A 16242-nucleotide genomic window follows, 5' to 3' on the forward strand; every position below is an offset into this window, starting at 1 on the left:
ATAGAACTCCTATATGACGTGTTAAAAAATAGAGCCGACATGGCTTTTCATTTTTGCTGTGAATGAAGTGTTTGGATTTCTCGGAAGTGTTCGAATTGATAAGCGTGAACAGTCGATACTCCAAACAACGCTCAAGGCTGTGTTTGGGTATCCGCCGCTGCCACGGCTTCGTTTGGGTAGCTTTGCCTTTCAGCACTTTTGTGGTGCTAACTTCTTTACGGAGTCGGCAGAGATGGAAAATAAATTAATTGAAATTTAGTGCAATTTTTTCTACTTAGATATTAATAATTTTTACGGTAAGAATTCAAATTCTTACGTGAGAGTCTCACGATGTAATAAAGGATTGGTCGATACATCTTCTAATGTGTCTTGGAGGTAGAAGTGTAATCTAGGTTGTAAATGCATGATCTTAGTAGGTATCAGCACTCTTCGAAAGTTGCGATACCTACGGTGATTTTTGGTCGCGATGCGTAATATGTCAGGGAGTTTGAGACAATTGGGTATAGCATATACTTACCTCAAAGTGGATACAGATTACCTTACCAGCGGTACGTTTATACCCACAGAGTCAGAGGGCTCTGATAGTGTAGGTCCTGATTTCGGAAACCTATCGGGATGAGCTTCAAAAGCATGCTTGAGAACTTTAGCTCTCTTCTAGACACCCCCCTATCCTAAATGAAAAAGTCATATTTTCCATGCTGCCCGAGTACCTCATCGCACATTGATGCAGACTGTAACATAGAACTCAAAGATAAAAATCATCATCTAGATTTGAAGCACTGCAATAACCCATTTTCAAAATTGTCTATGCTCGGTACTTTTTTACAAAATCAGGACTAAAATTATGAAAAAGTGTTTATGGGTGTCATTTCTTTTACTAGCTTCATGTGGGCAGGACGATGTAAACTCTCACGATCTAAAAATAACCAATGGGCGAGAAGTCTCTGAAGATCTTGCTTCTACCGTAGGCTGGATAGATAGCGACGGTGTGAACTGTACAGGAACGTTTTTAACTGATAGTAAGATGTTAACTGCTGCTCATTGCATTCAATCTACAAAAATAGCCTATTTTGGCAAGTCAGGTACAGTTTTTTCGACAAGAATAGCTAAACATCCAAAGTGGCGAGACAATGGAAGTTCAACTATTCCTGTTGATATGGTGAAGTATGACTTGGCAGTTGTTACTTTCCCTAATAATACGGGACCTGCTAAGGCATTAATCGCTCAGAAGCTCAAGACTGGAGATTATGTAACAATCGCTGGGTTTGGATCAAACAAGTGGGATGGAAATTCAAATTCCCCCAGTAGCGGAGGCGGCGTTTTTCGTGTTGGAGAGAACCGAATCACACATGTATCAGATGGAGTCATTTTTCTGAACGGCAAAAATAGCTCTCCGGATAGTAGCGGAGCGGATGCAGGAGCTGCAAAAGGTGATTCCGGAGGCCCATTATTTATACAAAGAACCCCGTTTAACAAGTATTCTGGTATTGTTGGGGTAGCATCTGGAGCTGAGCCATATCAAGGCAATCGGTTAAAGAACGCCTACGTAGATTTAAATTCATCATACTCAAGATCTTTTTTGCGGTCTCAAGGAATTGCCTTGCCATCTTTGTAGAATCAGATCATACAAACGAGACTTCAGTACCAAGAGGTAGAAGAATATTTTAGTAGTTATTGAGAATTGAGAAACTATCCCTAAGCAAAAGCCTAGGGATAATTTCTTAGTCCAATAAGTCGATCTTCAAAGTAAACTGCTTGCCACTTCGTTCAAACAGGATAGCTGTTGAAGGTCTAGAGAGAATTTTTGAGATAAATTGCTTGCTATTCATTTTATGATATTGATCATCTCCAATAGCAATTATTCTATCAAGATTCGTTAGGCCCAGTTTATAATATATTGAATCTTGCTTGATTCTAATCAATCTATGTGATTTGTGACCTTTGTAGATAAACTCTTCAACAATAGCCCCATCTGTCTCGTTTAAAAGGCTTCTGAGAAATTCTCTACTAGTGGTAACAGCCATTCCCTTTCTAGAGAAACCTTGTTCTTTATGCTCTTCCTTGGTGCGAAGAGCTAAGTCGGAATAGCTCTTAGTTTTGTTGGTACATTGTACGTTCGCCAAAGCTAGTGCTACGACTATCTGAATGAGACGTTTACTCATTGCATTGTCCTTCTACAGTTTGGTCTAGGTTGCAATACGACTAGCAATAGGAATTTCCTGACAGGAAAAGATGTTCGTGCCTTTTAACACCTAATAAAGGTCCTGATCATTTTAGAGAGAATCTATCGCGACACTGAGTCAAGTTTATCTTGCTTATAGACTTTCTCAGCCTCTAAAATTATGAATGTGGAGTTGGTATTAGTAAAGTTCCTTTTTGGCAATGCATATAATGTTTGAACGCCCTCATCAATACTGGAAAGAATCGAACCTTTCTAGAGATTGAGGGAAGGGCGAGTATTCATAAAGTAGACTTATCGAACAGAAAGTGAACTACTTTCAGAGACGACACTAAAAGAACCAGCTAATTTTTCACTAGCTTCGAGATATTCAATCCTCTCAGCTTCTGTAAGCGCATTTACTTGACTCTTGCTAGTAGAAATCATCAAAGTGACACAACTATCATTCCAAGAAAATAGATAGTTAATACGATAAGCTCGACTGCTGTCATCTGTTAAGTCGTCTATATACGTCCTCACAGAAACAGCTTTACTTAGGATTTCTAAATTAGTGTCAGTATAGACGTTAAGGTCCGCATCGCTACAATCTCTTTCTCGTAGCAGAAACCCTGGTTTGATTTTCGATTTAGGGTTCAGAAAGTAGAAGCCGTTATCTTCCATCTTCTCGATCATAAGTCGATCATTTTCAAGCCCGTCTATAAAAAATTCACTTATCTTCGAGGTTTCTGATAGGGACCAATCGTTAAATCCAAATCGATCCTTGGTGTACGTAACAGTTGATCTAAGTGCGAGGATTTTCTTCAAGTTATCAAATTTCGCTTCTATACCTGTTTCAGAAGAATCTTGAGAAATAAAGTTGATTGATAGACATTCATTACTGTCTTTATAGGCAGTGCGCAATACATATCTAGATCTATTGTTGGAATTGAGTTCTTGAAAACCGATCGAACTTTTGAATTGATAGTCTAACAAGCTTGGGTCAGACAACTGTCTATCATAGTCTTCACAATCAATTTCTTTAGCTATCATTTCGAAAGATATATCATTTCCAGATCTATCTTTGATCGATAGAGCGTTTAAAGTTTGAATAAGGTAACCATCATCAGAAACATTTCGAAAAGTCTTTTGTTCTGTTCCGATAGGTGTTGGAATAGTCCAGTGACCGATTCTATTCGATACGACATCAAGTTGAATTGGATCTGATACTGTTATCTCGTCATTGGAGTTTGATTTGCCACAAGCCATGGTAAAAAGAAAGCAACCTGCGATCACGAGTCTCTTATCTAGTTTCATATGAAGTCCTTTAAAATTATTATGAATCTTAATTATAGATTCGTTTCATCTCTAGTTCGATAGTTTCATCGTCCAAACCGGCCATCGTTCTCCCTAGTTTGAAGTGATAGAAGTATGGTCTAGCTTTCCTCAATGGAATGCTGTCTCTCATAAAGATACTAGCTTTCTCTGGAGAGTTCTGAGCTAATACTTGGAATGCTTCCAAGGTGATATTTACCTTAAGTGGATTCACCATTTTGCCCTCTGCATCCCATTCTAGCTTTCGTTTTGCAAGATCTTCTATTACTGTTCGAGAATCAATAGCGTTAGCCTTCGCAAAATACCTAAGCGTATCAAGGTAGCCAATAACTTTTTCAGCATCAGACTTTGATTGGACCGAATTATTTTCTAGCTGCCATAGTTTCTGGCCAAGTGAGTAAGATAATTTTCTCTTTAACTTCCATATGTTGGTCCGAAAGGTTCTCATATTGTCTTGCCGAATTGAACCCATAGAATAGAATTGACGCACAGCTATAACACAGTCCTCTTCAAGTTTTCTTTCCTCGTCAGATAGACCTACGAAACTTTCTAGCCATGCTGGAGTGGGCTCTTCCTGTTCAATAGCGCGATATTTCAGATCGACAACAGAATCGATACGGCTTTGACGCGTCTGTGAAGTAGGAGCTTTAGATTCGGGTTCTCGTTTAGTTAATGATATTGATATATTCTTCTCTTTAAGATTCGACTTCTTCGATTTACTTTCTGTAAACAGAAAGCACAAAGCAGTGATTATTGCTAATAAACTGGCAACTACTATTTTGGGTTTCATGCAATCTCCTACAGGAAGAGGTGGCAAGATACCACCTCTCTTTGGCTAGAAACTAAGGCTGAACAGCATCTTGAATATTCTGCACCCGTTGATCGTACTCTGATAGTAAGTTTTGAAGGATAACATCGCCCATTAGGAGACCATTTGCTACAACTACATGATCCATGACCGTCTGACCCTTGGTGTCGAGGTTGTAAACTGTATTATCTTCTGATGGTAGCATATAAGTAGTAAGTGCAACCAACTTATCTAGCTGACCGTCTTGCGTAACTAGACTATCTCCAACAACAAGCTCCTTGGCCATCTTCAGTAAGTAGTTTCCATCGCTGCTGAGCACAACAGGGTGTTTTTCTGTTAACTCGATCTCCAAGCCGGATTCAGTTAGTAGAGAGAAAATTTCGTTTTCCTCAGGACCAACTGTGAAACTTCCGCGATTCAAAAAATCTGTAGCACGCAACTCCGGGGAATGCTCAGATACTGGTATGGCTAGGCGAAAAGGTTCGTCTTTTGATGATTCGAATAGATCAAGAATGTCTATGGAGCCACGAGTGCTTAGTAGCTTTACACCTGCTGGGAAACATCCGCACATACATCTCATTTCAGCGAATTCAGAATTATCGGTAACTTGATAGAAGAATGCGTTCCTAGGGATATTGTGAGGACCCCTAATTTTTTCATCACCTCCAGCTCCGATTTCACAATTTCTCTTTTGCAAGTTGTTACAACGAATTGCTTCACTATCAGATTCACCGAGAGCATAGGCGTCTGGAAGTTTGCAAAGCCAGTCTGTTTCAGTTTTCCGTTGGCTAAACTTTGCATCATGGTACGCAAGACCTGACTTGCAGTAGCCCCATTCATCATCTGCCAATGAACCATAACTAATCGAACTGAATAATAGTGTAGTGAGCAAAGATAGTATTGTTTTCATAATATTTTCCTATTTTACGGTACTAAAGACTTTTTTAATTGTTGTTGATACAGGCGATATCTCGTTGAAATCTACTTTTTTAGATAGTCGATTCTGAGAGTAGAAAGTAACAAGCATACATCGGTCTTGTGAACGGAATGCCCCAATCGCTCTCAAAGTATATTTTCCACGACGCTCAAAGTGCTCCACGAGAAATTTAAACGGAACTTCGCCTTGGTATTGTTGAGAAGAGGGGTTGTTCTCTACCTCCGCGACATCAGAGCAACTTGCTTCGCGAATTATAGTGCTAAGATGAACAGTCTCACCTGTTTCGGATAGACTAGAGAACCCATCATAGTCTTCCAAGATTGACCCCGAATCTGCTTGCGAGGTAGAAAAGGCAGCTTTGGTCGAAGGGTGTTTTATTTGCCAGCCCTGGAATGAAACCGGATTTAGATTACCAAATGACTCCAACTTTAGATCCTTCTCATTGTAACTTCGAATTCTTCGTAGTTCACGATCCGCTACAGCAATGCAAGTTTTGGGTGTATCGTAACAAGAAATTGAAACACCACTTAGAATTTCTGCGTTCTTGAAGGCGAGATCTTCAATGGATTGAACTCTAGATTTCTGAGAAGAACTTAATTGACGGCTGTAATTGACGAGTAAGTCAGTTGCTCTTTGCTTATTGAGCAGCTCTTTTGTATACTTTCGTTCAATATCACGTCTCTTCTCGCGAACGAGTAGGTCGAGCTGTTGATACCCTTGATTTGGAACTAAATCGAACGCTCCTGATTCATCATAACGCTCCGTTATATACTTGATTGGCTTGTAACGGTTGGGGTCAGATAGCTGTTGCACGACGTTTGTTTTAGCATATCTGATTGCATCATTGAATAGTTTAAAACAAGGTTTAGGGTTTTCTAACGAACACGTAACTAAGGAGTCAGGAATGATAGTTAGCAACTGAAGTGAGTCACCGCCCACCTGTCTTGCTTGAATACTAATGTTAACAGATGACTTACGAGCTTGGTCCAACATTTCTAACTCGCCTTCCAGCTTGAATATGTCGATGCCACCCTCACCGACAGCTAAATCTAACTTACCTCCAATCTCTTCTTTATCGAATTCGTTTGCATAGTCGACTTTCATATTGATAAATAGCTTTGCGCCATACTCAATCTCTTTGACGAACTCGTTACCGCAATAGGTCTGTAGTTGAGAATTTCTATTGTCGCGAATATTTTTTCCTGTTGGCGTAAGTTCATAAGAATTCGTGCGCAAAATCTGTCTTCGTTTTATATTTGACCAAGTAAATAGAAAACTATTAGAGACGTTCGTTGAGGAGTTTTCCATAGCATATTCAGCACCCGCCCCAGCTCGTACCGCTGGATACTCTAGATTGACAGAAATCTTACCTCCGATCTTTTTCAGTGTCTCTTCAAATCCCAATCCAATGCTTAGATCAATCTCTGCAACCTCACCAATCTCGCTTTTTACCGAGTCACCCGTGATACAAGTAACATTCAGCATTTTGTATCTATCGGTATCAAAAGCTTGACCTAGTACAACAGAATTGACAGCTTCTTGTGGGATTTCATAGGTATCCAGCACGCTTGTTGCAGAGGGATCTCCACAATTTACCAAGAAGGATGCACTACCGAGTGCCATCAAAAGTGGTCTCAATTTCATAAATTTATCCTTAAAATTAAGAAAAACTATATTCCGAACCATTCGGAAAGAAAACTAGTAGTCGAAGATTGCAAGTTGCTCATAGCTATCAGTTGCTAAGACGAAACTTGCAAGATTAGATTTATCGCTTAAGCTCATTCGGTATTGTCGTGAACGGACGTACTCAAATAGCCTATTAAATGTATCAATACACGGTTCCATGTCGTTGGTTTTGCAACTTATCTGTCCAGCCGACTTCAGTCGATCTAGTTCCTTGGTGTCACCCCCTATTTGAAGTGCCGAAACTTCTAAGAGACCTTCCTCAGCGAACTCTTGGAATTCTTCGATTGTAGTCTTGCTCTTTTTCACCAATCCGCCGAACGCAGATGCCTTTACTTTCGTCTTGAACCAACGATATTTTTCGGAAGAATTAAACCTTAGATTCAGGGAAAGTAAAGTTTTAGCTCCAATTTCCTGGGAGTGAACAACTCTGTTGCCGCATATCTTTGATTTTTCATCGGGATCTAAGAGTCTTGCTTCATTACCAATCTCGTTTAGACGGGGGTTAATTAACGACTCTACATGGCTTTGATAGTCAATTAGCCATATAGCAGAAGCACTCTTGTTAGTTTCGGTATTGCGAATGAGAAACTCCCGAGAAGCCTTTCCACTTATAATCCCAAGATCAATGCTTCCTCTCAATCGGCCATTGTATCGTTCAATGAAGTCACTAAGACTTTCGCCATATCCAACTTTAAGGTTCGTTTTCTCCAAATCTATTGATATGACTTTTCCTGTTATGCACTCCGAAACTATGCGTTGCTCTTGAACGTTGTAGCCATGACCAAGCCATCTTTGGTTCTCGTTTGGGCTAAGAATATCGGTACCGAATGCGCTTGTAGAAAGCATCATGGCGTAGAATAAGTTTTTAGTCATGATTTCTATCTCTAGATAATTCAGTCTTTAGTATTCACACGCTCCAGCCTCGGGATTACTAGCGTTAAATGTGCATTGAAGTCGTAGTTTAAAGCGCCCTATAGATCTGTCACCCTCCTTCTCACAGGCTTCAAGTTCATACTCCAACTCCCAATCAGATTGTGTATAGATATCGCGCTTACAGTCTCTTTCAACATTTCGAGCTAATGACCTGGGATATATCAGTTCCTCTCCGTCAATGCGGAACCATTCGCCCAAAACAATATTGCCACTACCAGTGCCTCCAGCTCCTCTTCGACAATGTTTTTCTTTTTGTCGGCATGCTTCTAGACTATGGATAAAATCATTTTTTGTTGGTGTTCTGCATGTGTGGTTATATGGGTAGGCTGACGAGGCTTTATCACAGTACACTCGCGTTACCAGCGCACTTGCATCTACTGATAGCAGGAGTGAAAAAACTGATGCTCCAATTCTATTAAACTTCTTATTCATAGTAGTGCTCCAAACGTTTAAGTTTCTTGTGAGAGCACTAGAGCAATCTATATGCCAAGGGACTTCTTTCTGTTGAAGGCCTATCTAAGTATTTGAACTATAGGGAAAAAACTTTTTGGCAGATAGTCGATCAGAGTCTTACACTTTAAATTTCAATCAAATCACATGATCGATTTTCATCAAGAACTGCTAGTTTTTGGCAAGTTGAGTTTGAAAGGAGTTGGAATTAGGAACTACGAGGAAATTCTTCATTTCGACTAATAGGGCATGAAAAGTTTGTGTATTGCAACACTCTGACTGCTTTCAGATATATTCGAAAAGTTTGCTTGTGTATTGGGGTGGGTCGAAACGACTTAATGGATTTAGAAGGGTAAGCTGGTAGCTATAAGTTATGAAAACCTGATTGAACTCTGAACTTATCTGCTTTCTTTGACTTACTGATTTTCAGAAGATTTTTATGATTTCTATCAATAGCTAGAATGGCTTGGTTAAATTATTTCAGTCACTTAAATAGAAAGGATGGACTGGCATTATTCTTGTTTAGGATCAGTCGATCTCAGTGTTAACGCAGGGTCAAACGGTGTATTTTAGCTTTTACAACTGGTTTCATATTGTCTATAAATCGTCTGAAAACCCTAGAGAGGATGAAGCTCAAGGATAACATACCGGCGGGGAATGAAAATGCTTTTTGCTAAGCTGATTGAAAAAATTGAATACAAAGCATTAAAAGCAATCTCGCTACGGAGGCCAATGGCTATCCAGCTCGACATCACTAACGCTTGCAATCTTTCATGCACTCATTGCTATCATCCCCACCATTCCAATAAGGGAGCTATTGGAATTGAAAGCTGGAAAGGTGTTTTGGATGAAGTTGAGAGATTTCTATTAAAATACTCATTCGATCCTGAGTTTATTATCTGTGGAGGTGAGCCTCTATTAAGCCCTTTGTTCAAGCCTATAGTCACTAGAATTGGTGAGCAGTTTAAGGGTGCTAGAATCGTAGTGCTGACTAATGGGACAATCTATCGGAGTTCCCTTTTAGCGTTTTTATACAAATATCCTATAAGCGTTCAAATCTCGTTGGATGGACCGAATCAAGAAACTCATGACCAAGTCAGAGGGGATGGAAGCTTTGAAAAGACTGTAGAGGGGATTAGGCAGTTCAATGATTTTTGCGACGTTTCTATCCTTTCGATACTATCTAGTAGGACTAGACCTTGGATCAAACAGTTCTTTGAAAACGCAAGGTCCCTAAACGTTCACGCTCAGAACTTCACTAGGCTGATTGAGCAAGGTAGCGGGAAGGAAATGACCTCTCAAAACCTTGATAGAGTCTTATCGCCACTTGAATTGAAAAATGCCTACAAAGAGATCATTCTTCAATCTTTTCTGACAGAAGTACCTACTAACACTAGTCAGCCGCTTTATGCGCTACTTGACAAAAGCTTTGGGTCCAGTGGGCTATTTGGTTTTGATGCATTGATAATCGACTATAGAGGGCAGTTGAAACTAACAAGTAGGGCTGATTTTGTGCTGGGGAATATTCTCGAACATGATTTAGAGACGCTATATATCGATAACTTGACCTTGAATAGACTAAGAAATGGGGAGGTAGAGGTCTGTGGAGACTGTGAACTATTCAATCTCTGCGGTGGAGATAGAAATGCAGCCTATGCTGAGTATGGAAGTTTTCTTGCGAAAGATCCAGGATGTTGGAAGTTACAATAGGAAAGGTTTTTGAATGAAGATGTTTTTGAGAAGATTTATTTCTGTCAGTGGTTCAAATAGTCTAAGGTTTGGTGCTAAATCAGCACTTATCGCGACAAGCTTGTTATCAGCTTGTCGAGTATTTGCTGGTAACTCGCCTAGTAGCGGTGTTTTGCACAAGGAATCGCAATTGAGCCAGGAACAGCTTATGTTAATTGAATCACTTCTGGTAGAGAAGTTGAAGTCTCCAGACGTGAGCGAAGTCGACCGGATTAAGATAGATGAAGCTTTGATCAAAGTAGAGCAGAAGTACGAGCTATTTGAGCTGAAAGAAGAAAGATGAAGAGAATAGGCTTCTATTTAGCCGGGGTTTTACTGGTTGTATTAGGGTTAATTCTTTTTGGATCATACGAAACTCAAAGGAAATTTTCTAGGATGACAGAGAGTAGTTTAAAGGTAGCTTATCCCCATGAATGGCTCGTGCCACTTCATCCCGCCTCCCAGCACACGCTCGTAGAAGATACGATCATGCTTAATGTTTTCGAATCTTTAGTGCACCGTGGAGGGAATGGACTGGTCGTGCCACTTGCTGCTAAATCATACCACTTTAGCAACGACTTTCGAACACTAGAGTTTGTGATTGATACCGATAGAAAGTTTTCCGATGCATCAAAACTAACCTCATACGATTTTAAGAGATCCTGGCAAGAAGCCTTTCTAATAACGCCTAATTCTGCTGTCAGTAGTTTGGCAGATATTCTATCTGTTATAGAAGGGGTAGATGATTTTGCTAAATCAAAAGAGCTTTCTGGAGTTATAACCCCGAGCCCAGATAAGCTGATCATCAAGTTTAAAACCCCTTTTCGAATGGCGTTGATGCATTTGACAGGAGCTCGGTTCTCTGCTTTCAAAAAAGTAGATGGGGAGTTTATCGGTACTGGCCGATATATGTTTGAAAGCCAAGAGAGTGACCATGTAAAGATGGTGTTAAATCCATTCTCTACCGAGGAAACAGATTTTGAAGTGATTGAAGCGATCCATGACTCTTCACCAATGGATAAGTTGATCTCCGGGGAGATCGATATAATAGCATTGAATGCAAAAGAAGCACCTGAAGACAGAAATATTGGCCAGTCCTATGGGGAAGAGAATGTCGGAGCGTGGTTGCATTTAAATGGAAAACCAGGGCGGTTTTTTGAGGATGAAAAGAGGAGATTGGCCTTCCAATACCTATCTTGGAAGGTTTTCACTGAACACAGGGAACGATTGGAAAAGACTATTGGTCAATTCCGTGTGGACTTTCAGCCATTTCTGCCGTTTAGCCCCGGTCGTATATCGAATGATGAAACAGAGGAGATAATCAGCAGAGGAAGAAGATACGTCGATAGCCTTATAGCCGACTCTAAGAGCAACCCAATTAAAGTTTGTTTTGCGGGGTCATTAAAGGGGGTTCTTTTTGAGTTACTATCCCAAGAAGGTTTATCACTGGTAGACCTAAATATACCTATTTCAGGTGTAATGGCCGATTTATACAAACATAATACAGCAGATATTTTAGTTGCGGTAGCGAGTGTACATCTTTCAGATCCAGACGGAATCTATCATTTGCTGGGTAAGAATGGTGCTATAACCTCCCCTATGATCCAACGAGAGAAGGTTACGTCATTACTGGAGATAGGCAGAACATTGACAGATCAAAGTCGAGTAAAGAATCATTATGAGAACGTCTCTCGGGCAATATTAACTGAAGTCCCTGGTGTGCATATAGGCTTTCGATATAGCAATTACCTGTTCCGAAAGGATAAGTTAACTATAACTAGAGCGATTGTGGATCGACATTTTGATACACTCTGGCGCCTATTTAGCTTAAATCAGTAGATTTTATTCCACTACGGGAGCTTGAGGAGAAAGACAAACGATTCGAAAAGTTAATCAAAAATTAGTTGAGACACCTAGTGAGGAAAGCCTCTCAAAATGGCTCAAGTTTAGATTATCTCTTCCTTCTCGTATCGTATTAGTCTTATCTCTCACATGTTTTTTAAGCATTGCCTACTTTCAGAGTACTCAACACCTTAAAGAACAAACAGCCTTTTCGGAAGATCTAGCATCTAGCTATAACCTTGCAATCATTCAAAACAATCGGATGTTGGTAGAATCATTATCGAGTTTAGCGATCAATTCGAGAAATTTTAGGCTAATCTGCATATTTGATGGAGATAGGGTCGTATACTCGCTACCTTCCGATCGAAAACAAAGCTGTCTTAGTGGAGCTCGCGATCTATTTGAGTCAAAACACAACATTCAGCTTCAAAGTGCTCCCCAATATAGCCTGGTGTTTTATTTTTCAAAATTTGATTCATCAATCAGCACGATAATTTTCTTATTCCTTACTAGTACGTCGATGGCGGTAATTGTATTTTTAGTTCTACGAGTAAAGTCAAAAATTGAGAAAGACGTTCTAAAGCCGTTGTCCGAAGTTGCAAACTCAATTAGTGCCCGAGAAACTCAGGATGTGGAGCATTTGCTAGGAAGCATCAAGATAGAAGAGCTAAAAAATCTTCTAAGAGCTTTCGCAGAAAAAATTGAATTGATTAAAGAACTTTCCAAGAAAGAAGCAAGGATCACCAGAGAAAATGCGAAAAACCAGGCAATAGCGCAAACTACGCAGATGCTAGCTCATGATGTGAGAAAGCCATTTACATTGTTTTCAGCTGTAATTGATATGATTTCAAATTCCCAATCTCCTTCGGAGGCTTCCAGGATTCTAGCAGAAAGTATTCCAGAGATGGCTTCATCTCTGGAGAGTGTAAATGGAATGATTCAAGACATCATGGAAGTAGGGTCTGAAGAAAACAATTTGGTTACGGAACCCTTTCCGGTTTCTCAATTGATCTCTGAAGTTCTTAAGAATCAGTTTAGATTCGATGATAAATCCGAGATCGATATTGTCTACGAATTAAACCATCGCAATGCAGTAATTGCAGATAAGTCTAAAATAAGACGAGTTTTCACAAATATTATCGGCAACGCTGCTGAGATGATGAGTGGAAAGGGAACTATTTGGTTCAAATCGAGACAAGATAACCAACAGTGCGAAATTGTTATTGGGAACTCAGGGACATTTATTGAGCCTTCAGATATTGAACAGCTTTTTGACGCGTTTTTTACCAAAGGAAAAAAGGGTGGAACAGGTCTTGGGTTGGCGATTGTACGTAAGATAGTTGAGGCTCATGGAGGTAGCATTAACTGTCGATCGTCTCGCGAAGATGGCACCGAGTTTATTCTTACCTTGCCTAGCGCAGATGTAGAGGATTGTTTACAAGCAGAGAAGCGAATCGAAAACAGCCGAAGCTATCATCATAGCAATGAAAAGTCTGTTTCTAACGAGAGTCATTCTAAACCTGCCGAAAGTTCGGAAAAATCAAAGATTGAAGAATCTCTGTCATTGCTCTCAAAACTAGGCCGTAGTTTAAATATTGCTATCGTGGACGACGAGCCAGTCTATAGAAATCATGTCAAAAGTCATTTAGGTGCTGACATTCAGCCTTGGTTTACTTGGAACTTAAGTGAGTTTGATAGTTCAGAAGGCCTCCTTCTCCATTTATTCGATAATGACGTCGATGTAATCATTTTAGATATTGATCTTGGTGAAAGTCACATTAGTGGACTTGACTCTATTCCAATTATTAAAGAGTCAGCACCTAGCGCGAAAGTCTGTGTGCATTCGAACAGAGGTTTGGAGTTTCAATCTAAGGCAATTGAAGCGGGGGCAGACTTGTTCTTGCCAAAGCCTATATCTCGTCACCATTTTTTAAGCGTTTTAGTAGCATATGCAAGAGAGCATATTAGACAGCAAACCATTTCTAAGAATAATGGATCTAAGTTTCCGGGTAAAGTGATTTTGGTCGAGGACAGCGAGATTTTAGTGAATACTTGGAGAAAGAGTTTCAGTGAGGATGAAAAATTTGAAGCATTCACGAATTTCGATAGTTTTTTAGCGGAAATTGGTAAGTCTAGCTTCTCAGAAGATATTCATTTTCTTGTAACTGACTATTATCTCAATGAGAATAAAACAGGAATAGATGTTGCTTTAACGATCAAGAGGCTTGGGCTTAACATACCAGTATTTCTAAGTACAAGCAAAGAGGACTTGAGGGAGGATGAAGTATCATATTTTAGCGATATTCTCCCAAAGAATCCCAAGAAGGCTATAGATGAACTAAGACGTAAAATGAACAACAGGGTAGAACATGGAATTTGAAGCATTTCTAGAGCAACTTAAAGGCAAAAGACTCCTTATCGTTGAAGATGATGAGATCCAATTGAGTCATTATTCTAAAACTGCACAATCACTGCTGAGTTGCGAGAGTGCTTCATGCTATGAGGAAGCTGTAGCAAAAGTAAAAGGCGAGGTCTTTGATTTCCTGATTACTGATATACATTTAACTTCGCTTCCCAATGACAATGCGGAGGGACTTCAACTGATTAGCCTAGTGAGAAGTTTCAGCGATACGACGGTTGTCATCGGAATGTCTACCGATGAGAGCATTGATTCAAGTTCAATGCATCATTTTGTACCAAAACCGCTTATGACGAGCAAAGACTTTGAGCGGGCACTTTATTCGGGATATAGGGGAAAGCATGTCTAATCAGCAATTCTATTTAAACTATCGACATAGTCTGAAGAACTTTCTAATCGAATACCAGATTCTCCTAGCAGAAAGTAAAAAGGAAGACATGCCTATGGATGATTTCCTTGGCAAAGTCGATTCTATCAATGCAAAACTCTTGAACGCTACTGATCTTCTTAGAGATCAGGCCAAGATGGAAAAAAGTTAATTATTAGGGTTTGTATGAGTACTATTCTTATAGTTGAAGATTCGAAAGATCAGCTAGCTTGGTATCAGAAACTTGTTGACGGAACTTACGAATATTTTGTGGCTGGAAACTTGGATCAAGCAAAGATCCTATTAGATAGGGAGTGTATTGATGTACTCCTGACAGATATTCATCTGACACCAGGAGCGAGTTTGCAGACCTTTGAAGGCCTCGAACTTATTAAATACTCCAAACTCAACCATCCTGAGATACTGGTTTTGGCTATGTCTGCAGATCCGGACATTAGTACTTATCGAAAGGCAATGCGACAAGGAGCGGACTACTGGGTAAAAAAGCCTGTTGTTGAGATTGAGGAACTTCACATTGCTATTGATGCGGCTAGGCAATCAAGGACTATGATCTCTTCGAGTGAAAAAGTGAATTATCACTTTTCAAGCAGGAGTAATAGATTTGGCGATGGATTGGTATTGGATGTAAGAACTCGTAAGTATGCAGAAGGCATTGCTAAATCAAAGGACATAGCGTGTGTGATTTATGGCGAAACGGGTACAGGCAAAGAAGAAGTTGCGAAGCTAATTCACAAGAGAAGGTGTGATTTAGAAGGTGCTCTGCCATTTATGGCTGTAAACTGTGCCCAGCTCAACAGCACGATGTCAGAGTCCATTCTGTTTGGTCACAAGAAGGGTGCTTTCACCGGAGCAGACAAAACCACAAATGGTATGATCGGGGAAGCCAATGGAGGAATTCTATTTCTCGACGAGATTCATCGATTATCAGAGGAGTGCCAGTCGAAGCTTCTCCGAGTTTTGAACGATGGGACATATCAAAGGCTTGGGGACTCTAAAACTTTGAAGTCAGAGTTCCAAGTGATCGTTGCTTCTGGAAAAGATCTAGATGAGGCAGTCGAAGAGGGCCAGTTTTTGATGGATTTGCGGTCTAGAATAACAGGTATAGATATCCATTTGAAACCGTTGCGGGAAAGAAAAGATGATATCGATTTGTTGGTTCCGCTTTTTTTTGCAAAGGAGCGGATAGAGATCGACAAAGTACGGATGGCGAAAGTAGTTGAAAAGTGCAAAAAGTACTACTGGCAAGGAAACATTAGGCAACTCTTTAATGTATTAAAGTCGTTTCTAACAATTTGCTCTTTGAATGAAGTTCCTCTAGAGGCATCTTTGATGCCAGAGTACAAAACAATGTTTGAGCCTGGCTATAGACCAAGTGATCGAGACTTCCTTGAGGGATTTAATTGGGAACGACCAATTAAGGAAAGTCTCGGAGAAATAGAGTGCGAGATTTTACGTCGTGCGCTTGATAAATACCGAAACAAAACTAAAATCGTTAACATACTAGAGATGAACAGATCGACATTTGAGTCTCGAATGTCGAGGTACAATCTTAACTAGTTTA

General features: G+C 40.0%; 16 protein-coding genes. 9 read left to right on the top strand and 7 right to left on the bottom strand.

What is annotated here, in order from left to right; translation table 11 throughout:
* The first annotated feature begins 58 nt into the window (after positions 1-58).
* Together B9N89_RS31215 and B9N89_RS03265 are read left to right on the top strand one after the other, a co-directional pair.
* On the top strand, positions 59-259 hold the full coding sequence (locus B9N89_RS31215) for a hypothetical protein (RefSeq protein WP_132315408.1): 201 nt from the start codon (positions 59-61) through the stop codon (positions 257-259).
* A 585-nt stretch (positions 260-844) separates the two neighbouring features.
* Entirely contained in the window at positions 845-1615 is a 771-nt protein-coding gene (locus B9N89_RS03265; protein WP_132315406.1) for a trypsin-like serine protease, read from the top strand.
* A 106-nt stretch (positions 1616-1721) separates the two neighbouring features.
* Here the strand turns inward: B9N89_RS03265 and B9N89_RS03270 are convergent, their stop codons facing one another.
* The 7 genes from B9N89_RS03270 to B9N89_RS03300 form a co-directional block, all read right to left on the bottom strand.
* Entirely contained in the window at positions 1722-2162 is a 441-nt protein-coding gene (locus B9N89_RS03270; RefSeq protein WP_132315404.1) for a hypothetical protein, read from the bottom strand.
* Positions 2163-2473: 311 nt separating this feature from the next.
* Complete coding sequence (locus tag B9N89_RS03275; protein WP_132315402.1) at positions 2474-3472, bottom strand: hypothetical protein; 999 nt, start codon at positions 3470-3472, stop codon at positions 2474-2476.
* A 28-nt stretch (positions 3473-3500) separates the two neighbouring features.
* Positions 3501-4280: a hypothetical protein gene (locus tag B9N89_RS03280; protein ID WP_132315400.1), complete on the bottom strand. Its 780-nt coding sequence runs from the start codon at positions 4278-4280 to the stop codon at positions 3501-3503.
* 52 nt (positions 4281-4332) lie between these two features.
* Positions 4333-5208 (bottom strand): Hint domain-containing protein, encoded by an 876-nt coding sequence (locus tag B9N89_RS03285; RefSeq protein WP_132315398.1) that lies wholly within the window; start codon positions 5206-5208, stop codon positions 4333-4335.
* A 9-nt stretch (positions 5209-5217) separates the two neighbouring features.
* The gene (locus tag B9N89_RS03290) at positions 5218-6879 is read right to left on the bottom strand and encodes a hypothetical protein (RefSeq protein ID WP_132315396.1); all 1662 of its coding nucleotides are present in this window, start codon (positions 6877-6879) and stop codon (positions 5218-5220) included.
* A gap of 54 nt (positions 6880-6933) precedes the next feature.
* Positions 6934-7794, bottom strand: coding sequence for a hypothetical protein (locus B9N89_RS03295; RefSeq protein ID WP_132315394.1), 861 nt, complete (start codon positions 7792-7794; stop codon positions 6934-6936).
* Between the two features lie 27 nt (positions 7795-7821).
* Positions 7822-8286 (bottom strand): hypothetical protein, encoded by a 465-nt coding sequence (locus B9N89_RS03300; protein ID WP_132315392.1) that lies wholly within the window; start codon positions 8284-8286, stop codon positions 7822-7824.
* Between the two features lie 681 nt (positions 8287-8967).
* On the opposite strand from B9N89_RS03300, the gene B9N89_RS03305 reads away from it, so the two are divergent.
* From B9N89_RS03305 to B9N89_RS03335, 7 genes are all read left to right on the top strand, one after another.
* Positions 8968-10014 (top strand): radical SAM protein, encoded by a 1047-nt coding sequence (locus tag B9N89_RS03305; protein ID WP_159455110.1) that lies wholly within the window; start codon positions 8968-8970, stop codon positions 10012-10014.
* Between the two features lie 13 nt (positions 10015-10027).
* Positions 10028-10336 (top strand): hypothetical protein, encoded by a 309-nt coding sequence (locus tag B9N89_RS03310; RefSeq protein WP_132315388.1) that lies wholly within the window; start codon positions 10028-10030, stop codon positions 10334-10336.
* Between the two features lie 185 nt (positions 10337-10521).
* The gene (locus B9N89_RS03315; RefSeq protein ID WP_159455111.1) at positions 10522-11871 is read left to right on the top strand and encodes an ABC transporter substrate-binding protein; all 1350 of its coding nucleotides are present in this window, start codon (positions 10522-10524) and stop codon (positions 11869-11871) included.
* Between the two features lie 523 nt (positions 11872-12394).
* A complete protein-coding gene (locus B9N89_RS03320; protein WP_159455112.1) occupies positions 12395-14254 on the top strand; it encodes an ATP-binding response regulator in 1860 nt (619 codons plus the stop codon).
* Positions 14244-14642 carry a response regulator gene (locus tag B9N89_RS03325; RefSeq protein ID WP_132315382.1) on the top strand — a complete coding sequence of 133 codons (399 nt, stop codon included), beginning with the start codon at positions 14244-14246 and terminating at the stop codon, positions 14640-14642. The genes B9N89_RS03320 and B9N89_RS03325 overlap by 11 nt, the downstream gene beginning before the upstream one ends.
* On the top strand, positions 14635-14832 hold the full coding sequence (locus B9N89_RS03330) for a hypothetical protein (RefSeq protein ID WP_132315380.1): 198 nt from the start codon (positions 14635-14637) through the stop codon (positions 14830-14832). Before B9N89_RS03325 ends, B9N89_RS03330 begins: the two co-directional genes overlap by 8 nt.
* A gap of 14 nt (positions 14833-14846) precedes the next feature.
* A complete protein-coding gene (locus B9N89_RS03335; protein ID WP_132315378.1) occupies positions 14847-16238 on the top strand; it encodes a sigma-54-dependent transcriptional regulator in 1392 nt (463 codons plus the stop codon).
* Positions 16239-16242: the final 4 nt, after the last annotated feature.

It is taken from the genome of Pseudobacteriovorax antillogorgiicola (assembly GCF_900177345.1).
GTDB lineage: Bacteria > Bdellovibrionota_B > Oligoflexia > Oligoflexales > Oligoflexaceae > Pseudobacteriovorax > Pseudobacteriovorax antillogorgiicola.

Coding starts and splice junctions, on each gene's coding strand:
- B9N89_RS03265 (WP_132315406.1), top strand. CDS start 845: ATGAAAAAGTGTTTATGGGTGTCATTTCTTTTACTAGCTTCATGTGGG.
- B9N89_RS03270 (WP_132315404.1), bottom strand. CDS start 2,162: ATGAGTAAACGTCTCATTCAGATAGTCGTAGCACTAGCTTTGGCGAAC.
- B9N89_RS03275 (WP_132315402.1), bottom strand. CDS start 3,472: ATGAAACTAGATAAGAGACTCGTGATCGCAGGTTGCTTTCTTTTTACC.
- B9N89_RS03280 (WP_132315400.1), bottom strand. CDS start 4,280: ATGAAACCCAAAATAGTAGTTGCCAGTTTATTAGCAATAATCACTGCT.
- B9N89_RS03285 (WP_132315398.1), bottom strand. CDS start 5,208: ATGAAAACAATACTATCTTTGCTCACTACACTATTATTCAGTTCGATT.
- B9N89_RS03290 (WP_132315396.1), bottom strand. CDS start 6,879: ATGAAATTGAGACCACTTTTGATGGCACTCGGTAGTGCATCCTTCTTG.
- B9N89_RS03295 (WP_132315394.1), bottom strand. CDS start 7,794: ATGACTAAAAACTTATTCTACGCCATGATGCTTTCTACAAGCGCATTC.
- B9N89_RS03300 (WP_132315392.1), bottom strand. CDS start 8,286: ATGAATAAGAAGTTTAATAGAATTGGAGCATCAGTTTTTTCACTCCTG.
- B9N89_RS03305 (WP_159455110.1), top strand. CDS start 8,968: ATGCTTTTTGCTAAGCTGATTGAAAAAATTGAATACAAAGCATTAAAA.
- B9N89_RS03310 (WP_132315388.1), top strand. CDS start 10,028: ATGAAGATGTTTTTGAGAAGATTTATTTCTGTCAGTGGTTCAAATAGT.
- B9N89_RS03315 (WP_159455111.1), top strand. CDS start 10,522: ATGCTTAATGTTTTCGAATCTTTAGTGCACCGTGGAGGGAATGGACTG.
- B9N89_RS03320 (WP_159455112.1), top strand. CDS start 12,395: ATGGCGGTAATTGTATTTTTAGTTCTACGAGTAAAGTCAAAAATTGAG.
- B9N89_RS03325 (WP_132315382.1), top strand. CDS start 14,244: ATGGAATTTGAAGCATTTCTAGAGCAACTTAAAGGCAAAAGACTCCTT.
- B9N89_RS03330 (WP_132315380.1), top strand. CDS start 14,635: ATGTCTAATCAGCAATTCTATTTAAACTATCGACATAGTCTGAAGAAC.
- B9N89_RS03335 (WP_132315378.1), top strand. CDS start 14,847: ATGAGTACTATTCTTATAGTTGAAGATTCGAAAGATCAGCTAGCTTGG.